This window comes from Nonomuraea sp. NPDC050786, from assembly GCF_040654115.1.
In the GTDB taxonomy this organism is placed as follows: Bacteria; Actinomycetota; Actinomycetes; order Streptosporangiales; family Streptosporangiaceae; genus Nonomuraea.
Window position 1 is genome coordinate 163,113 of the sequence record NZ_JBFAHJ010000002.1, and the last position, 19,118, is coordinate 182,230.

Sequence of the window (19,118 nt, forward strand, 5' to 3'; positions counted from 1 at the left end):
GGTCGCGTCAAGTTCGTGTACTTCTCAGGGTGGACGTCGAGGTCACACCCCATGCCATGACCGCCGAGCGTCCCCATATCGTAGCCGCCCCCGGCCCACGGTAGGTCACGGTTCGACGGTGGCGGCCTTCCAGGCGTTCACGACGCCGTGTCCGTAGAAGCCGTTGTCGGCCGTGTCGCCCTGGCATTCCTGCGTCACGGTCTGGCCGTAGGTCTTGTACACGTACTGGCGGGGCGTCGGGCACGCCTTCGGGGTCGCCGTCTTGTACAGCAGGTCCTCGACCGTGGCGGGGGACAGTTCGAGCCCGCCCTTGCCGGGCTTGCCGAAGCGGCTGATGAGGATCGCCGCGACGCCCGTGGCGTGGGGGGCGGCCATGGAGGTGCCGTCGAGGTACTGGTAGTAGGAGCAGGGGCCGGCCGTGCAGTCCTTGACGACGTCGGCGCCCTTGGGCTCGCCCTTGGCGTCGATGCGGCCGGCGGCCCGCAGCACCCGCTCGGGCGCGGCGGCCAGGATCGACCTGGTGGCCTTGGCGCCCTCGCCGTCCAGCGCGTCGCCGCCGGGGGCGGCCAGGTCGGTCTGCTCGGTGCCGTAGTCGCTGTAGATCGCCTTGCGGCCGCTGGGGCCGAGCGCGGAGACGGAGATGACGCCGTTCGACTCGGCCGGCACGTCGATGCAGGAATTGTCGATCTGGCGGACCTTCTTCTCGCCCGCCGGGTAGCCGGGGCTCTCCTTGTCGACCTTGGGGTTGCCGAGGTCGACGGATTCGTTGCCGAGGGCGGAGATGAGCGTGACGTTGTGCTGGCGGGCGTAGTCGAGGGCCCGCTGCATGCCGGTGATGATGGCCTGCTGTTCGAGCTGCTGCTTCTTGCTGTCGGCCTTGTTGGCCGCGCAGTTGAACAGCCAGGGGTCGACGTAGTAGCTCATGTTCACGACGTCCACGCCGATGTCGGCGGCGTAGGTGAGCGCGTCGAGGCTGGGCTTGAGAAAGAAGTACCCGGAGTCCTGCCCGGCCCGGATGTTCACGATCTGGACGTTCGGGGCCACGCCCGCGATGCCGATGCCGTTGACGGGCGAGGCGATGGTGCTGGCCACGTGGGTGCCGTGGCCGTCGTCGTCCTCGTCCACGGGGTCCTTGCAGCCGCTGACCTCGCAGGGGCCGTCGAGGGTGTCGCCGTCCTCGTCCTTGGGCTTGTCGGTGACGAAGTTGCGGCTGAGCTCGCGGTTGAAGTTGGGGGCGATGTCGGGGTGCTTGCCGTCCACGCCGGTGTCGATGACGCCGACCAGCACCTGCCTGTTGCCGGACACCTTGGCGTTGGCGCGGTCGGCGCCGATCATCCGCATGTCCCACTGGCGGCCCGCCAGCGGCTCGCCCGAGCGGCTCTTGGTGAACAGTCCCGCGTCGGGGAAGGCCGCTGACCGCGCCGTCGGACCCGCCACGGCGCGGCCGGCGGCGAAGCCGATGCTCCGGTCGGGAGACACCCCGACGACGGCCCGGTCGGCGCCCACCTGCTCCACGAATCCGCCGCTGCCCGAGGCCATCAGGTAGCCGAGCCTGGCGTCCCCTCCCACCGTGGTGCCGCCCGCCCGCTCGACGGCCTCCCGGGCCTGGCGCTGCTGTCCTTGGGCGTAGAAGACGAGGTATTCGGGGCCCGCGGGTGCGGCGGGTTTCTGTGGGGCGGTGGTCGGGGTCGCGGTGGAGCAGGCGGTGAACGCGGCCATGGCGGCAAGCGCCGTCAAGCCGGAGGCGACTCGCCGCATGCTTCCCCCATCCACCCAGTGCCGCAGATTCTGCATCTTCCCGACAGTCATCGGCTGATGCAACTTCGTAGTGAGATTTCGGATGGTACGGAGTGAAGCGGACCCCGGCCATGGAGTCCGCTTCACCTTGGGTCAGGCGGGCGTACCCGGCGCGGGCTCGGCCTTGGCCCCGGCTTGGGTCGCGGCCTCGGACGCGTGCTCCAGTCGCATGTCCTTGAGGAAGACCAGGAGCACGGCGGCGGCCAGCATGATCGGCCCCACCCACGCGAACACCCCGCTGATCGCCTCGGAGAAGGCGAGCCTGGTGGCGTGCCGCGCGGCCTCGGGCAGCGCCTCGATCGCCGCGGGGGTGAGCGCGGCCTGTCCCAGCGCGAGCCGCCCGCTGAAGACGCCGCCCAGCACGGCCACGCCCACGGCCCCGCCGACGCCCCTGGCGAACGTGACGGCCGAGGTCGCCGCTCCCCTGTCCGCCGCCGGGGTCGTGGTCTGCACGGCGAGCAGCACGTTCTGCATGACCATGCCGAGCCCGAACCCGAAGAGCACCATGTACGCGCCGGAGACGAACCCGCTGGTCCCGAGGTCCATGGTCGAGAACAGGAGCCCGGCGGTCCCGGCGAGCACGGTCCCCGTGACCATGAACCACTTGAAGCGGCCGTACCGGTGCACGAGCTGACCGACGCCCGTCGAGGAGACGACCATCCCCGCCATCATCGGGATCAGCAGCAGTCCGGAGTCCGCCACGCTCGCCCCGGCGGCCAGTTGCAGGAACACCGGCAGGAACGTGGCCGCGCCGACGAAGCCGGTGGCGAGGAGCACGACGGAGAGCACGGGGATCGTGAACGTCCTGTCGCGGAACAGCCGCAGCGGCAGCACCGGCTCGGCCGCGGTCCGCTCCACCAGCACGAACAGCACGGCCAGCAGCACCGCGCCCGCGCCGAGCCCGATGATGACCGGTGAGGACCAGGCGTGGACGGTGCCGCCCCAGGAGGCGAGGAGCGTCAGGCAGGTCAGCAGCCCGGAGATCAGCACGGCGCCGAGCCAGTCGATCCGGTGCGGGGAGACGCGGCGGGGCAGCTTCAGCACGGCGAACGCCACGGCCAGGGCGATCGCGCCGAGCGGCAGGTTGATGTAGAAGATCCAGCGCCAGGAGACGTGCTCGGTGAGGTAGCCGCCGAGGATCGGCCCGGCGATCGAGGCCAGGGTGAAGACCGCGCCGAAGATGCCCTGGAACTTGGCCCGTTCGCGGGGCGTGGCCAGGTCGCCGACGATGGTCATGTTGAGCACCATGAGGCCGCCCGCCCCGATGCCCTGGAAGGCGCGGAAGGCGATGAGTTGGCCCATGGACTGTGCGAAGCCGCACAGGGCCGAGCCGATGACGAACAGGACGATGGCCGACAGGTAGAGGTTCTTGCGGCCGTACATGTCGCTGAGCTTGCCGTAGAGGGGCGTGGCGATGCCGGAGGTCAGGGCGAACGCGGTGACCAGCCACGACAGGCTCTCCAGGCCGTGCAGCTCGCCCGCGATGGTCGGCATGGCGGTCGCGACGACCGTCTGGTCGACGGCGGCCAGGAACATGGTGAGCATGAGTGAGCCCATGCTCACCCAGAGTGAGCGTCGAGGTACGGTTTCGGTTGGGGCTGTGGATAGCATGGTGTTGTCTCCTTGCTTCTTTCGCGAGGGCAGGAGTGATCCGCGGCGATCGGGGGTGCCACCCCGGTCGCCGCTTTCCTCATGGGGGTCAGAGTCCGCTTTCGAGCAGCGCGAACGCCTCCTCTACCAGCTCCTCCGCCGAGCCGCCGGTGCTCAGTGACTCCTGGATGGCCGAGATCGCCGCGCCGAACGACGCGACGATGAGCAGCCTGGCGTGCACCGGGCTGGTGACGCCCGGACGGCTCTTGACGGCGTCGAAGAGCACCTCCATGATCTTCGACTCGTCGGCCGCCCTGACCTTGGCGGCCAGCTCCGGGTGCCGCTTGCGCAGCTCCATGAACGGCTCCATGTCCGCCCAGATCGCACGGCCGCGGACGACGAGGAACCGCATCACCACCTTGAGCGACTGGAAGGCCGGCTCGTCCGCGGGCCGCTCCCCGAGCAGGTCGACGAGCTCGTCAGGGCGCCAGATCGGCCCCATGACGAGCGCCTCCTCCTTGGTGGCGAAGTAGTTGAAGAACGTGCGCGGCGAGATGTCCGCCGCCGCGCTGATCGCCTCCACGGTCGCGGCCTCGAGACCCTCGTCGAGCGCGATCTTCACGGCGGCCACCCTGATGGCCTGCCGCTTCTCGGCCCGGCGACGCTCCCTGCGCTGCTGCGGACTCTCCATGCCTTGCACACTACGCAGCTTTTGCAGACTCTGCAAGTCTTGCAGAGTCTGCAATTGTCGGAGCACGGAAAAGCGCCCGCCGTAAGGGGCGGGCGCTTTCGGCGGAGGAGCGGTCAGCGGGCGAGGTCGAGCTTGACGCCGCCCAGCATGACCTGGCGAGGCATGGGGCGGTTCAGGAACTCGTGCGGGAACCCCAGGTCCACCCGGCTGGCCTCCTCCAGCGTGGCCAGGTGACTCTCGCTGAAGCGCACCTCCAGGGCCGCCAGGTTGTCCTCCAGCTGCCGCAGGGTGCGCGCCCCCACGATCGGCGCGGTCACCCCGGGGTTGAGCGTCGTCCAGGCCAGCGCGACCTGCGACGGCGGCACGCCCAGGTCGGAGGCCACCTGCTTGACCACGTCGGCGATGTCCAGGGCGCGCTCGGTCAGCGACCCGTTGGCCGCCGCGACGTTCTTGCGCGTGCCGGACGGATCGGCGGAGACCTCCTGGGCGAGGTCGGCGCGGCTGTACTTGCCGGTCAGCACCCCGCTGGCCAGCGGCGACCACGGGATGACCCCGAGGCCCATCTCCCGGGCCATCGGGATGAGGTCGCGCTCGACGGTCCGCTCGGCCAGGCTGTACTCGATCTGCAGCGCGATCAGCGGGGCCCACCCGCGCAGGTCGGCGATGGCCTGCATGCGGGAGACCTGCCACGCGGGCGTGTCGGAGATGCCGGCGTAGAGCACCTTGCCCGACCTGACGAGGTCGTCCAGGCCGCGCAGGACCTCCTCCACCGGGGTGGTGAAGTCCCAGGCGTGCAGGTAGAGCAGGTCGATGTAGTCGGTGTTCAGCCGGCGCAGGCTCGCCTCCACCGACTGCACCATGCTCTTGCGGTGGTTGCCGCCGGAGTTCGGGTCGCCGGGCCGCCTGGCCAGGGTGTACTTCGTGGCCAGCACCAGTTGCTCGCGCCGCCCCGACGCGAACTCGCCGACCAGGGTCTCCGAGGTGCCGTCCGTGTACTGGTTGGCGGTGTCGATGAAGTTGCCGCCCCGCTCCACGTACGCGTCGAAGATCCGGCGCGACTCGTCCTTGTCCGAGCCCCAGCCCCAGTCCGTGCCGAACGTCATGGTCCCCAGCGCCAGCGGCGAGACCCGCAGGCCGGACCGCCCGAGCAGACGGTAAGTGTCAAGAGTCGTCATGCCATCAAGGCTGCTCCGGCGGTTCGCCGGGCGAAAGGGAAGGCTCTTCCTGGGAAGCCCGGTCCTAGGCAGGCGCGTCGTAGGATCGAGGAGATGAACACCGTGGATCAGACCCGGGAGCTCGGGGCCTTCCTGCGCACCCGGCGCGAGCGGCTGACCCCCGGCGAGGTCTCCCTGCCCGCCCGCCGCGCCCAGCGGCGCACCCCGGGCCTGCGCAGGGAGGAGGTCGCCGAGCTGGCCGGCGTCAGCGTCGACTACGTGATCCGTCTGGAGCAGGGCCGCGGGCTGCGCCCCTCCCCCGAGGTCCTCGAGGCGCTGGCCGACGCGCTGCGGCTGAGCGAGGACGAGCGGGCCTACCTGTTCGACCTGGCCCAGCAGCGGCCCACCAGGCATGCTCCGCCGGCGGAGGAGGCGGGTCCGCTGGCGCAGCTGGTGCTGGACCTGTCGCCGCTGCCCGCCATGCTGCTCAACCACCGCTTCGACATCCTGGCGTGGAACCCGGAGATGGCGGCCCTGTTCTCGATGGACCTGGCCACGCTGCCGCCGCCGCAGCGCAACACGCTCTGGCTGTGCATGCTCCACCCGGGCCTGCACGGCTTCTACCGCGACAGAGAGCGGGCGCTGCGGGAGGGCATCGCCGACCTGCGCGCCTCGTGGGCGGCCCACCCCGACGACAAGGCGCTGAGGGAGCTGATCGACGAGCTCACCACCGGCAGTGAGGAGGTCGCCCGCCTGTGGGCTCAGCGCGACGTGCGGGTCAACGGCCGTGGCCGGAAGTTGCTGCGGCACAGCACGAAGGGCCCGCTGACCGTCGACTACGAGGTGCTGGCCCCGCTCCAGACCCCCGAGCAGCGACTGATCATCTACCGCGCCGCCGACCCGGCCTCGCAGAGCGTCCTCGACGCCCTCGCCCGCGAGTGCAGATGAAAAAGCCCGGGGCCGAAGCCCCGGGCTTGAAGGTCACACCAGCGGCCGAGCCGTCGGCAGGATCGGGTACGGCAGCGCCGTCTCCCCGGTCAGATACCGGTCCACGCCCGAGGCGGCAGCCCGCCCCTCGGCGATGGCCCACACGATGAGCGACTGCCCGCGCCCCATGTCACCGGCCACGAAGACGCCGTCCACCTTGGACATGTACGTCTTGTCGCGCGAGACGTTCCCCCGCGCGTCGTAGAAGCCGTCACCGGCGACCTCGGCGAGGTCCTGCAGCAGCGCGCCCTTCTCCGGCCCGAGGAAGCCCATGGACAGCGTCACCAGCTCGGCCGGGATCTCCCGCTCGGTGCCCGGGACCGGCTTGAAGCCGCTCTGCGGCCCCTCGACCTCGACCAGCCGCAGCGCCCGCACGTTGCCTTCGGCGTCGCCGACGAACTCCGTGGTGGAGACCGCGTAGACCCGCTCTCCCCCGCCCTCGGCCAGCTCCTCGTGAGCGCTCTCCATCTTGAACAGGATGGGGAACGTCGGCCACGGCTGGCTGCCGGGCCGGCTCGCCGGCGGCTGCGGCATGATCTCGAGCTGGGTGACGGACCTGGCGCCCTGCCGGATCGCCGTGCCGATGCAGTCGGCGCCGGTGTCGCCGCCGCCGATCACCACCACGTGCTTGCCCTCGGCCGAGATCGGCGACTGCTCGAAGTCGCCCTCCTGGACCTTGTTGGACAGCGGCAGGTACTCCATCGCCTGGTAGACGCCCTTGAGCTCGCGCCCGGCCACCGGCAGGTCGCGCCACTGGGTGGCCCCGCCCGACAGCACCACGGCGTCGAACTGCTCGCGCAGCTCGGCGGCGGTGATGTCGACGCCGACGTTGACGCCGGTGCGGAACTCGGTGCCTTCGGCCCGCATCTGCTCCAGGCGGCGCTCGATGTGCCGCTTCTCCATCTTGAACTCGGGGATGCCGTACCGCAGCAGGCCGCCGATCCGGTCGGCCCGCTCGAACACGACCACGTCATGCCCGGCCCTGGTGAGCTGCTGCGCCGCGGCGAGCCCCGCCGGGCCCGAGCCGACGACCGCGACCTTCTTGCCGGTCCTGACGGCCGGGGGCTGCGGGGTCACCCAGCCCTCGGCGAACGCCCGGTCGATGATCTCGACCTCGACCCGCTTGATCGCCACGGGGTCGGAGTTGATGCCGAGCACGCACGCCGCCTCGCACGGGGCCGGGCAGAGCCGGCCCGTGAACTCGGGGAAGTTGTTCGTGGCGTGCAGCCGCTCGATCGCCTCGCGCCAGTCGGTGCGGTAGACGAGGTCGTTCCACTCGGGGATGAGGTTCCCGAGCGGGCAGCCGTTGTGGCAGAACGGGATGCCGCAGTCCATGCAGCGGGCCGCCTGCTTGGTCAGCTTCTCCTGCGAGAAGTCCTGGTAGACCTCGCGCCAGTCGCTGATGCGGACGTCCACGGGGCGGCGCGCCGGCAGCTCCCGGTCGTGCGTGAGAAAACCCTTCGGGTCAGCCATTCGGTACGCCTCCTCAACCCTGAACCGCGGCCGCCATGACGGCCTCGTCGATGTCCCTGCCTTCGATGCGGGCCGCCTCGGCGGCGGCCAGCACCCGCTTGTAGTCGGTCGGCATGATCTTGCCGAACCGGGCGAGCGCCGAGTCCCAGTCGGCCAGCAGCTCCTTGGCGACCGGCGAGCCGGTCTCCGCGAAGTGCTTCTCGACCGTCTCCTTGAGGAACTCGCCGTCCTCCTCGGTGAGCGTCTCGATGGCCACCATCTCGCGGTTGACCCGCTCGGGCTTCAGGTCGAGCAGGTACGCGATGCCGCCCGACATGCCGGCCGCGAAGTTGCGCCCGGTCGGGCCGAGCACGACGGCCCGGCCGCCGGTCATGTACTCGCAGCCGTGGTCGCCCACGCCCTCGACGATCGCCGTGGCGCCGGAGTTGCGGACGCAGAACCGCTCGCCGACGACGCCGCGGATGAACACCTCGCCGGACGTGGCGCCGTACAGGGCGACGTTGCCGGAGATGATGTGGCCGTCGAGCGGGGCCTCCTCGTGCGGCCGGACGGTGATCCGCCCGCCGGACAGGCCCTTGCCGATGTAGTCGTTGGCGTCGCCGGTCAGCCTCAGCGTGACCCCGCGCGGCAGGAACGCGCCGAACGAGTTGCCCGCGGAGCCGGTGAACGAGATGTCGATCGTGTTGTCGGGCAGGCCCTTGCCGCCGTACCGCTTGGTCACCTGGTAGCCGAGCATGGTGCCGACCGTGCGGTTGACGTTGCGGATGGGCAGCTCCAGCGTGACCGGGGTGCCCTCCTCGAGCGCGCCCTCGGCGAGCTGGATCAGCGTGTTGTCGAGCGCGTGCTGCAGCCCGTGGTCCTGCTCGACGACGCGGCGCAGCGGCGTGCCGGCGGGCAGCTCGGGCTGGTGCAGGATGGGCGACAGGTCGAGCCCGTCGGCCTTCCAGTGCCCCTCGGCCGCCGACATGTCGAGCATCTCGACGTGGCCGATCGCCTCGTCGAGCGAGCGGAAGCCCAGCTCGGCCAGGTATTCGCGGATCTCCTCGGCGATGAACTCGAAGAAGTTGACCACGAACTCCGGCTTGCCGCTGAAGCGCTTGCGCAGCTCGGGGTTCTGCGTGGCGACGCCCACGGGGCAGGTGTCGAGGTGGCAGACCCGCATCATGACGCAGCCGCTGACGACGAGGGGCGCGGTGGCGAAGCCGTACTCCTCGGCGCCGAGCAGCGCGGCGATGACGACGTCGCGGCCGGTCTTGAGCTGGCCGTCGACCTGGACGACGATGCGGTCGCGCAGGCCGTTCAGCAGGAGCGTCTGCTGGGTCTCGGCCAGGCCGAGCTCCCACGGCGCGCCCGCGTGCTTGAGGCTCGTCAGGGGCGAGGCGCCGGTGCCGCCGTCGTGCCCGGAGATGAGCACCACGTCGGCGTGCGCCTTCGACACGCCCGCGGCGACCGTGCCGACGCCGACCTCGGCGACCAGCTTCACGTGGACCCTGGCCTCCGGGTTGGAGTTCTTCAGGTCGTGGATGAGCTGGGCCAGGTCCTCGATCGAGTAGATGTCGTGGTGCGGCGGCGGCGAGATGAGGCCGACGCCCGGCGTGGAGTGCCTGGTCTTGGCGATCCACGGGTAGACCTTGTGGCCGGGCAGCTGGCCGCCCTCGCCGGGCTTGGCGCCCTGGGCCATCTTGATCTGCAGGTCGGCCGCGTTCACCAGGTATTCGCTGGTGACGCCGAACCGGCCGGAGGCGACCTGCTTGATCGCGGACCTGCGCGCGGCGTCGTAGAGCCGCTCGGGGTCCTCGCCGCCCTCGCCGGTGTTGGACTTGCCGCCGAGCTGGTTCATCGCGATGGCGAGCGTCTCGTGCGCTTCCATCGAGATGGAGCCGTACGACATCGCGCCCGTGGAGAACCGCTTGACGATCTCGGAGACCGGCTCGACCTCCTCGATCGGGATCGGGTTGCCCTTGCGCAGCTTGAACAGGCCGCGCAGGGTCATCAGCCGCTCCGACTGGGAGTCGACGAGGTTCGTGTACTCCTTGAAGATCTCGTAGCGGCGGGTCCTCGTGGCGTGCTGCAGCTTGAAGACGGTCTCGGGGTTGAACAGGTGCGGCTCGCCCTCGCGCCGCCACTGGTACTCGCCGCCGACCTGGAGCCTGCGGTGGGCGTTCTCCACCCGCGGGTACGCGTGGCGGTGCCGCTGCTCGACCTCCTTGGCCAGGACGTCGAACCCGACGCCGCCCAGGCGCGAGGTGGTGCCGGCGAAGCAGGAGTCGATGACCTCCTGGCTCAGGCCGAGCGCCTCGAAGATCTGCGCGCCGGTGTAGGAGGCCACCGTGGACACGCCCATCTTGGACATGACCTTGATGACGCCCTTGCCGTACGCCTTGATCAGGTTGCGCACGGCCTTGCGCTTGTCCATCTGGAGCACGCCGGTGTCGACCAGGTCCTCGATGGTCTCGATCGCGAGGTACGGGTTGATCGCGCCGGCGCCGTAGCCGATGAGCAGCGCCATGTGGTGGCACTCGCGGGCCTCGCCGGTCTCGATCACCAGGCCGATCTTGGTGCGGGTCTTCTCCTGGATCAGGTGGTGGTGCACCGCACCGGTCAGCAGCAGCGACGGGATCGGCGCCAGCGTGTCGGACGAGCCGCGGTCGCTCAGCACGATGATCCGGGCGCCGTTCGCGATCGCCTGGGACGCCTCGGCCCTGATCTCCTCCAGGCGGCGCAGCAGCGCCTCGCCGCCGCCGGCGACCTCGTACAGGCCGCTGATGACGTACGGGTGGAAGCCCGGCAGGTCGTGCTCGTCGTTGATGTGGATGATCTTGGCGAGCTCGTCGTTGTCGATCACCGGGTACGGCAGCACGAGCTGGCGGCACGACGAGGGGCCCGGGTCGAGCAGGTTGCCCTCGGGGCCGATGGTGCTGGCCAGCGAGGTGACCAGCTCTTCCCGGATGGCGTCCAGCGGCGGGTTGGTGACCTGCGCGAACAGCTGCGTGAAGTAGTCGAACAGCAGGCGCGGCTTCTCGCTCAGCACGGCGACGGGCGTGTCGGTGCCCATGGAGCCGATCGGCTCCTGGCCGGCCTTGGCCATCGGCGAGAGGATGATGCGCAGCTCTTCCTCGGTGTAGCCGAAGGTCTGCTGCCGCTTGATCAGCGCCTCGTGCGTGGGGATCTCCCGCTGCCGCTCGGGCAGCTCCTCGAAGCGGACGAGCCCCGCGTGCAGCCAGTCGGAGTACGGCAGCTCGGCGGCGAGCTCGGCCTTGATCTCGTCGTCCTCGATGATCTTGCCGCGGGCGGTGTCGATGAGGAACATGCGGCCCGGCTGGAGGCGGCCCTTCCTGACCACGTCCTCCGGCCTGAAGTCCAGCACGCCGGCCTCGGAGGCCAGCACGACCAGGCCGTCGGCGGTCACCCAGAAGCGGCCCGGGCGCAGGCCGTTGCGGTCGAGCACGGCGCCGGCCAGCGTGCCGTCGGTGAACGTGATCGACGCGGGGCCGTCCCACGCCTCCATCATCGAGGAGTGGAACTCGTAGAAGGCCCGGCGCGCGGGGTCCATCTCGGTGTGGTTCTCCCACGCCTCCGGGATCATCATCAGCACGGCGTGGGGGAGGCTGCGGCCGCCGATGTGCAGCAGCTCGAGGACCTCGTCGAAGCTGGCGGTGTCGCTGCCGTCTGGGTCACAGATGGGGAAAAGTCGTGAAATTTCGCCCGGGATGTGGGCGGACTCCAGCATCGCCTCGCGGGCCCGCATCCAGTTGCGGTTGCCCTTGACCGTGTTGATCTCGCCGTTGTGGGCGATGTAGCGGTAGGGGTGGGCCAGCGGCCAGCTCGGGAACGTGTTGGTGGAGAAGCGCGAGTGGACCAGCGCGATCGCCGTCTCGTAACGCTCGTCGCTCAGGTCGGGGAAGAACGGCTCGACCTGGTCGGGCGTGAGCATGCCCTTGTAGACGATCGTCCTGGCGGACAGCGAGGGGAAGTACACGTGGGCCTCGTGCTCGGCGCGCTTGCGCAGGCAGTACGCGAGCCTGTCGAGCTCCAGCCCCTCCCGGCCCTCCGGGTCGGAGACGAACAGCTGGGCGAAGTGCGGCATGACGGCCCTGGCGCTCGGCCCGGGCAGCTCGCGGTCGACCGGCAGCTCACGCCAGCCGAGCACGGTGAGGCCCTCCTCGGCGGCGATCTCCTCGATCAGGCCGGTGGCCACGCTCCTGGCCTGCTCGTCGACCGGCAGGAAGCCGATGCCGGTGGCGTACGCGCCGGCAGCGGGAAGCGCGAACGGCACGCTCGCGCGGTAGAACCCATCGGGAATCTGCGTCAGGATCCCGGCTCCGTCGCCGGTGTCCGGCTCGCTACCCTTGGCCCCCCGATGATCGAGATTGCAGAGAGCCGTCAGCGCCTTGACCACGATCCCGTGCCCCCGGCGCCCGGCGACGTCGGCAACCATGGCGACACCGCAGGCATCATGCTCGTTGGCGGGGTGGTACAGGCCCTGGGGCTCGGGGAACCCGAGGTGGGCAGCAGGCATTTAATCCCTCCCGTCGTCATCGTCTGTCGTGAACTGCTCTACAGGCGGGGACGACGTTGGCCCTGCTGCATATCGTGGGTAGAGATTACCGCACGCTGCCGGAATGGTGCCCAGCACGTCCGCATTGCGAACATTCGGCCCCATCCCAGCATCCGAACTCTCTATCCCAAAGCGCGGACGGGCCCGCCAAAATTCCCGCTGGCCACGCGGGTTTTCGGCATGGGGAGCGACTCCCGGCCCCGCGCCGCCCCACCTGCCCCGCGGACCCCCTCGGTTTGGAACCCACTCAGCCTCTTCGGGCTCGCCGGCACCGCTACTCACAGGAGTCGCTGAAGGCACAGCACGGGGGTCGGCGAGGCGTCGTACGACGGCGATCGGCGGCGATCGGCGCGACGTGCTCGGCGGGCGGGCGGACCAGCGGGCGGCGGGCGGCGGACGGCGGGCGGGCGGACCAGCGGTCGGCGGGCGGCCGGATCAGCGGTCGGATAACCCCCGATAGGGTTGCCCTCATGGAGCGTGACGGCGTGGAGCGCCTGCTCAGCGAGGCCGGGGCGGACAGCAGGCGGCTCAGGCACGCCCTGACCCTCCTGTGCGACGCCCGGTGGTGGACGCTGGCCGACCTGGTCAGGGAGACCGCCACATCCAGGCGTACCATCGAGGCCCTGCTGCGCGAGCTCCGTCTGGAGCGGAGGGACGACACCTTCCGGATCCCGCTGACCCACGTCCCCGACTACCAGGACCTCATCGCCCTGGCCCCGCCGCCGGAGGACCCGGTGGCCCACCTGCTCCCCCACTACACGCACGAGCTGGACCGGCTCAAGGGCCTCGTCGCCGGGGCCCCGCGCGCCCGCCACGTGCTCGACCACGTCTCGGCCACGCCGGAGACGGTGCTGCGGCGGGCGCTGCTGCTGGGCGCGAGGTTCTGGCTGCCCGGCACGCGCCTGCTGTGCGTGGGCGACCACGACCTGACCTCGCTGGCCGTCAAACTCATCCACCCCGAGACCGACGTCACGGTGGTCGACATCGACGAGCGCATCCTGGCGTACATCGACGACCAGCGGCTCGGCGTCCGCACCCGCTGGGCCGACCTGCGCCTGGGCCTGCCCGCCTCCGCCCGGGAGCACGACCTGGCGCTCACCGACCCGCCGTACACGCCGGAGGGGACGGGCCTGTTCGTGGCGCGCGCCGCCGAGGCCGTCAAGGACGACGGCCGCATCCTGCTCGCGTACGGCGCCAGCGAACGCACCCCGATGCTGGCGTTCAAGGTTCAGCAGGCCCTGGCCGACCTCAACCTCGCCTACGAGGCCATGTATCCCGACTTCAACCGATACTTCGGGGCAGAGGCCATCGGTTCCGCCGCGGACCTGTACATCCTCCGCCCCACCACCAAGACCCGCCCGGCCGTGACGTCCCGCCTGAGCCGCCAAACCACCGCCATCTATACACAGGGCCCCCAAGCGGTCGAAAGCTCCCAGATCACGCTCTCAGCGCCGGTGGAGGCCCTTCAGGGCTTCGACCCCGAACTGCTGGTCGGCGACTGGCCCAAGGAGCTCACCACGCCGCGGGCACGGCTCTCGACCTGGCTCGCCAAGCCGTACGCCGCCGCCCTTGAGCGCGTGGCCGTGGCCCTGCCGCCCGGCCTCGATGCCGCCCTTCCGCGTCTTCTCCTGGCGACCCGCGCCTCCCACGTACGCGTGGTGGGCTCCGGCCTTCCGTCCCTGCCGGAGGTGCTCTCCACCGTCTACAAGCTGAGCACCGCCGGCGGCGTCCTCGATGCCGTACGCCTGCCGCAACCGGACGGCGAGGCGGCCTCGGTGCTGCGCAGGATCCTGGACAACGGACACGCCAAGCTGGCCAACACCTGGCGCGAGGCCCTCATCGCGGTGGCCCGCGCCCAGGGGGCGACCCTGACCAAGAACGAGGCCCGCACTCTCATCGGGGAGGCGGCCCCGTGGGCGGATGGCCTGACCCCGCTGGAGGCCCCGCTCCACCGCCTGTCCGGCCTGCAGGGGGCCGTCACCGAGACCGTCACCGCCCTGACAAGGACCACCTGACCTCCCCACCCGGAACGGGCCTGCCGGGTAACCGCCGGGGTCATGAGTGCCGGCGAGAGTCCGGCCGTTGCCAAGGCCAAGCGGTTGCCAAGGTCAGGCGGCACCGAAGTCAGGCCGGCACCAAGGCCAGGCCGACACCAAGGCCAAGTCGACACCGGAGTCGGGCCGTTGCCGAGGCCAGGTCGCGGGACCGTTGCCGAGGTCAGGTCGCGGCCACGACCCGGTTCTGGACCACCCGTCCGAGCCCGTCGAGCGCCACGAGGGCAGTGATCAGGTCCCGGTCGGACGCCGTCCCTCCGACCCAGCTCACGGTCACGTAGTGGCCCATGGCCCGCGCCTGGGCCCGGCTGCGAGCGGCCTCGAACACAACGTCCTGCCGTACGAACCCGTCCTTGTCCAGCGCCGACACCAGCGCGTCGGCCGCCCGCCCGTCGCCCATGTTGAAGATGACGAACTGGCCCGACACCGTGCTCCCCTTGTACGTGGCCTCGATCGCCTGCGTGCAGCCCGTGGCGGAGGTGCCCCACAGGGCCTCGTCGCAGTCGGCGAGTTGCCGTGTGGAGTCCAGGCGCATGGCGCCGAGGGCCTGGGTGGCAGGGGTGAAGATCTCGTTCAGGGTCAGCGGGGCGGCGTCGTGCCGGCGGGTGTCGATAGCGCTGTAGAAGGCGGAGGTGCGCTCGGCGTGGAAGCTGGCGGGCCTGGGCTCGTCGCGGCGCAGCCACAGCCAGCCGCCTGCGGCGATGGCGGCCACGACGACGGCCACGGCGGTGATGACGACACGACGCGACATCAGCCGACCACCCCCATGGCCGGAACGGGCTGGCGCGACATGGGGATCGGGATCAGGTGGCTTGACGTCAAGAGGATGGTCCTGTGATCGAGACGACGCGGCGGTACACGGCCTTCTCCGCCCCGCGCAGCGCCAGCGTAAGGGAGACGTAGTCGTCCTTGGGGCCGGGCTCGGCGCCGTCGACCCTTCCGAGCCACACCAGGCCGACGTAGTGGCCGAGCGCGTAGCCGCCACCTTCGGAGTAGCCTCCCGCGGGGAAGGCGGCCTTGGGGGATTCCAGGGGACGCATCCACCCGCCCCGGTAGAGGGTCTTCAGCGACTCGACCAGTTCGGCGGCGGACTTGCCGTCCTTGAGGTTGATCAACGTGTACTGGCCGACGTAGCGGCCGTCGGAGCTGACGTAGAGACCGCGGGCGGCCTGGGTGCATCCGGCGTCCGACACCTGCTCGAGCAGGGTTCCGCCCCACAGCGCCGCGGAGCAGTCGGTGTCGAGTTTCTTGGCGACGAGCTTGAGCTTGAGCTTCTTGGAGACGGCGAGCTCGTTCTGGCCGAAGACCTCCTTCTCGGTCAGCGCCCGCTGGTCCTTGGCCCGATCCGTGACGGCGTCGAACAGCTTGGGCGAACTCCAGCCCCTGAAGATATGCGGCAGCGCCGTGTCGGGCCCGGCGACGGCGGCGCTGGGCTGACGTTCCGGGGTGTAGCTGCCGAGGGAGCTGATGACGACCACCAACCCGCCCAGGGCGGCCAGCACAGCCACCACCGAGACCACGATCACAAGCAGCCGCTGCTGCTTCGGCCGCAGCCCCCAGTCGGTGAGCAGGGGGAGCTGCCAGTCGGAGGGCGGAGTACGCCGCCGCTTACGCGACGACTGCCCCGACCGTCCACCATCGGCCTCACCGGCGGACGCCCCGCCATCGGCGCCAGACCCCGAAGGGACGGCCCCGTCAGCCGACTCCCAGCCATGGACCCCATCCGCGGGATCGCCACCACTCACTCGACCGGCCGCGCGCCGACCACGTGACTTAGCAGCCGAACGTCCGCCCTTTGCCGCGTCGGCCGAGAGACGCCCATCAACCCCGGCAGGCAAAGGCCCGTCGGCAGAGCCTCGATCATGGCCCCTACCAGCCGAAACACCATCGGCCGAGCCACGACCATGCGTACCGGCACCGGAGACACCGTCAGCCGGGCCACGACCATACGTCCCAGCACCCGAAACACCATCGGCGTGATCACGACCATATGTCCCAGCGGTCGAAACACCGTCGGCCGAGCCACGACCATACGCCCCATCAGCGGAAACCCGGCTGTCGGCGCCCCACCCGCCGCCAGTGGCATCGTCTGCCGAGCGGGCGCGACGCGTGCGCGCAGCCCTCCGGCCACCGCGGGACCCCGCCGAGCGTCCGGCGTCGTCAGCACCCGCCGCCAACCGGCCGCCGTCATCAGCGCCCGCCGCCAACCGGCCGCCGTCGTCAGTGCCTGCCACCGACCAGCCACCGCCGCCCGACTCCCGGGCGCCGTCCGCACCGACAGCCGGCCAGCTGCCGGAGACCCGGCCACCGGCACCGTTACCCGTGCCCGCCCCAGACCAGCCGGCACTGTCGGCACCCTGCGCGGACCAACCTGAGCTGTCGGTCCCCTGCGCTAACCAGCCACCGCTGTCCACCCCACGCCCAGACCGGGCGCCACCGTCCATACCGCGCCCAGACCGGGCGCCACCGTCCATACCGCGCCCAGACCAAGCGCCACTGTCCGGATCACGCCCCGGCCGGGTGCCACCGTCGGCATCCCGCCCGGACCAGTTCCCACCGTCCGCACCCTGCGCGGACCAGTTCCCACCGTCCGCACCCTGCGCGGACCAGCTGCCACCGTCCGACCCGTGTCCGGGCCAGTTCCCCGCGTCCGGCCCGTGTCCGGGCCAGTTCCCCGCGTCCGGCCCGTGTCCGGGCCAGCTCCCCGGGTCCGACCCGTGTCCGGGCCGGCTTCCGGCATCGGCTCCCGGGGCCGGTCGGGCGCCGGGTGTTCCGGTGGGGGCATCGGGGCCGGGTGCGTGGCGGGTGCCTCGCGACTGTCCCGCGCCGTCAGGGCTCGACGAAGGTCTGCCGTGCGACCCGGAGCCGCCTCGTCTGCGGGCCATCACACGCCCGCCGCGCCGATGAGGTTGCCGACGCCGAACGTGACCGCCGCCGCGACCCCGCCCACCGCGAGCTGCCGCAGCCCCGAGAACCACCAGCTGCGTGCAGTCACGGCCGACACCAGCGCGCCCGCGGCGAACAGCGCCAGGCAGGACACCACCGCGGACACCACCAGCTCCCGGGCTCCGAGCACGTACGGCAGCAGCGGCAGGACCGCCCCCACGCTGAACGACAGGAACGACGACACCGCCGCCACCATCGGCGAGGGCAGCTCGCCCGGGGCGACGCCCAGCTCGTTGCGGGCGTGGACCTCCAGCGCGCGGTCGGGGTTGCGGGAGATCTGCCTGGCCACCTCGGCGGCCAGGTCAGGTGCCACGCCCTTGTCGACGAAGGTCTCCGCCAGCTCCGCCTGCTCGTCGTCGGGGTGGCGGGCCAGCTCGCGCCGTTCCACGGCGATCTCCGCCTGGGCCAGCTCGCGCTGGCTGGCCACCGAGACGTACTCGCCGCCCGCCATGGACAGCGCACCGGCGGCGAGCCCGGCCACGCCCCCGAGGGCGATGACCCTCGTGTTGGCCGTTCCGCCGGCGATACCCGCGATGAGCGCGAAGTTCGACACCAGGCCGTCCATCGCGCCGAACACCGAGGGCCGCAACCAGCCCCCGGTGACGTCGCGATGCTGGTGGTGGATCTCCGCGCGGCCACTCATCGAGGGTTCTTCTCCTTCGTCACGACTTCGCCGTCAGAGTCGGAGGCCTTCGTGCCAGAGGCGTCCGTCTCGGAGGCGTCCGTCTCAGAGGCGTGCGTCCCAGAGACGTCCGTCCCAGAGGCGTCCGGCTCGGAGGCGTGCGTCTCCGCGTCCTCCGTCACAGAGACATCCTGCTCCGCGGCGTCCGTCCCCGCGTTCTCCGTTGCGGAGGAGGCATCCTTCTCAGGCGTATGCGAGGGCTCGGTCTCGGCGGCCGCCACCGGGGCGGGCTCCGAGGTCACGCCGCCGGGCGTGTCGTCCTCCGATCCATCCTCCTCCGACCGGTCCGCGTCCCGCTCGCCGGCCTCCGAAGCGCCGGCCTCCGGCGTGCCGGCCGTCTCCCCGGCCTGGTCGGCAGGGAGCACGACCTCCGCGCTGTCCCGGTTCCTGCTCAGCCAGAAGTACGCCAGCGCCGCCACGAACAGCACGATCGACGTCCACTGGTTGAGCCGCAGCCCGAGGAACGTCACCGCGTGGTCCACCCCGCCGACCGGGTCGATGCGCAGCCCCTCGATCCAGAAGCGGCCCAGCGTGTAGCCCGCGACGTAGAGGGCGAACAGCCGCCCGTGGTGCAGTGCGAAGCGCCGTCCCGCGAACAGCAGCACGAAGCCGAGCGCCACGTCCCACAGCGACTCGTACAGGAACGTCGGGTGGTAGAGGACCCCCGGCTCGCCCCCGTGGTCGACGTCGATCTCCAGGCCCCACGGCAGCGTGGTGGGCGAGCCGTACAGCTCCTGGTTGAACCAGTTTCCCCACCGGCCGATGGCCTGGGCGAAGGCGATGCCGGGCGCCACCGTGTCGGCGACGGCGCCCATGGAGATGCCGCGCTTGCGCACGGACCACCAGACACCGAGCGCGCCGAGCGCGATCGCGCCCCAGATGCCGAGGCCGCCCTCCCAGATGAACAGCGCCTGGATGGGCTCCTTGATCGCGCGACTGCCGAAGTAGGTCTGCCAGTCGGTGATGACGTGGTAGAGGCGGCCGCCGATCAGCCCGAAGATGACCGCGGGGACCGCGATGTCGACGATCGTCCCCTTCTGGCCACCGCGAGCGCGCCAGCGCCGCTCGCTCAGCCAGACGGCGACGATGACGCCGAGCACGATGCATAGCGCATAAGCCCGGATCGGGATTATTCCGAGATACCAGACCCCCTGAGAAGGGCTGGGAATCGAGGCAAGGGGCATGT

General features: G+C 71.0%; 12 protein-coding genes. 2 read left to right on the forward strand and 10 right to left on the reverse strand.

The genetic code is table 11. The features are described 5' to 3' along the window. Positions 1-105 precede the first annotated feature (105 nt). The 4 genes from AB0H84_RS05140 to AB0H84_RS05155 form a co-directional block, all read right to left on the reverse strand. Positions 106-1,758, reverse strand: coding sequence for a S8 family serine peptidase (locus tag AB0H84_RS05140; protein ID WP_357598346.1), 1,653 nt, complete (start codon positions 1,756-1,758; stop codon positions 106-108). A 132-nt stretch (positions 1,759-1,890) separates the two neighbouring features. Then, a complete protein-coding gene (locus AB0H84_RS05145) occupies positions 1,891-3,354 on the reverse strand; it encodes an MDR family MFS transporter (protein ID WP_357598348.1) in 1,464 nt (487 codons plus the stop codon). Positions 3,355-3,496: 142 nt separating this feature from the next. Continuing rightward, on the reverse strand, positions 3,497-4,078 hold the full coding sequence (locus AB0H84_RS05150) for a TetR/AcrR family transcriptional regulator (RefSeq protein WP_357598349.1): 582 nt from the start codon (positions 4,076-4,078) through the stop codon (positions 3,497-3,499). Positions 4,079-4,191: 113 nt separating this feature from the next. Then, positions 4,192-5,253: an aldo/keto reductase gene (locus tag AB0H84_RS05155; RefSeq protein ID WP_357598351.1), complete on the reverse strand. Its 1,062-nt coding sequence runs from the start codon at positions 5,251-5,253 to the stop codon at positions 4,192-4,194. Between the two features lie 93 nt (positions 5,254-5,346). Between AB0H84_RS05155 and AB0H84_RS05160 the strand changes: the two genes are divergently transcribed. Next, positions 5,347-6,180, forward strand: a complete 834-nt coding sequence (locus AB0H84_RS05160; protein WP_357598353.1) for a helix-turn-helix transcriptional regulator — start codon at positions 5,347-5,349, stop codon at positions 6,178-6,180. A gap of 33 nt (positions 6,181-6,213) precedes the next feature. On the opposite strand, the gene AB0H84_RS05165 is transcribed toward AB0H84_RS05160, so the two are convergent. Together AB0H84_RS05165 and gltB are read right to left on the reverse strand one after the other, a co-directional pair. After that, entirely contained in the window at positions 6,214-7,692 is a 1,479-nt protein-coding gene (locus AB0H84_RS05165) for a glutamate synthase subunit beta (protein ID WP_357598356.1), read from the reverse strand. 13 nt (positions 7,693-7,705) lie between these two features. After that, on the reverse strand, positions 7,706-12,211 hold the full coding sequence (gltB, locus tag AB0H84_RS05170) for a glutamate synthase large subunit (RefSeq protein WP_357598359.1): 4,506 nt from the start codon (positions 12,209-12,211) through the stop codon (positions 7,706-7,708). 509 nt (positions 12,212-12,720) lie between these two features. On the opposite strand from gltB, the gene AB0H84_RS05175 reads away from it, so the two are divergent. Next, complete coding sequence (locus AB0H84_RS05175) at positions 12,721-14,265, forward strand: bis-aminopropyl spermidine synthase family protein (protein WP_357598362.1); 1,545 nt, start codon at positions 12,721-12,723, stop codon at positions 14,263-14,265. 202 nt (positions 14,266-14,467) lie between these two features. Here the strand turns inward: AB0H84_RS05175 and AB0H84_RS05180 are convergent, their stop codons facing one another. From AB0H84_RS05180 to lgt, 4 genes are all read right to left on the reverse strand, one after another. After that, positions 14,468-15,055 (reverse strand): hypothetical protein, encoded by a 588-nt coding sequence (locus AB0H84_RS05180; RefSeq protein ID WP_357598365.1) that lies wholly within the window; start codon positions 15,053-15,055, stop codon positions 14,468-14,470. A gap of 67 nt (positions 15,056-15,122) precedes the next feature. After that, positions 15,123-15,815, reverse strand: a complete 693-nt coding sequence (locus AB0H84_RS05185; protein WP_357598368.1) for a hypothetical protein — start codon at positions 15,813-15,815, stop codon at positions 15,123-15,125. Between the two features lie 1,373 nt (positions 15,816-17,188). Beyond that, positions 17,189-17,893, reverse strand: a complete 705-nt coding sequence (locus AB0H84_RS05190; RefSeq protein WP_357598370.1) for a VIT1/CCC1 transporter family protein — start codon at positions 17,891-17,893, stop codon at positions 17,189-17,191. After that, positions 17,890-19,116 (reverse strand): prolipoprotein diacylglyceryl transferase, encoded by a 1,227-nt coding sequence (gene lgt / locus AB0H84_RS05195; RefSeq protein ID WP_357598372.1) that lies wholly within the window; start codon positions 19,114-19,116, stop codon positions 17,890-17,892. The genes AB0H84_RS05190 and lgt overlap by 4 nt, the downstream gene beginning before the upstream one ends. Positions 19,117-19,118: the final 2 nt, after the last annotated feature.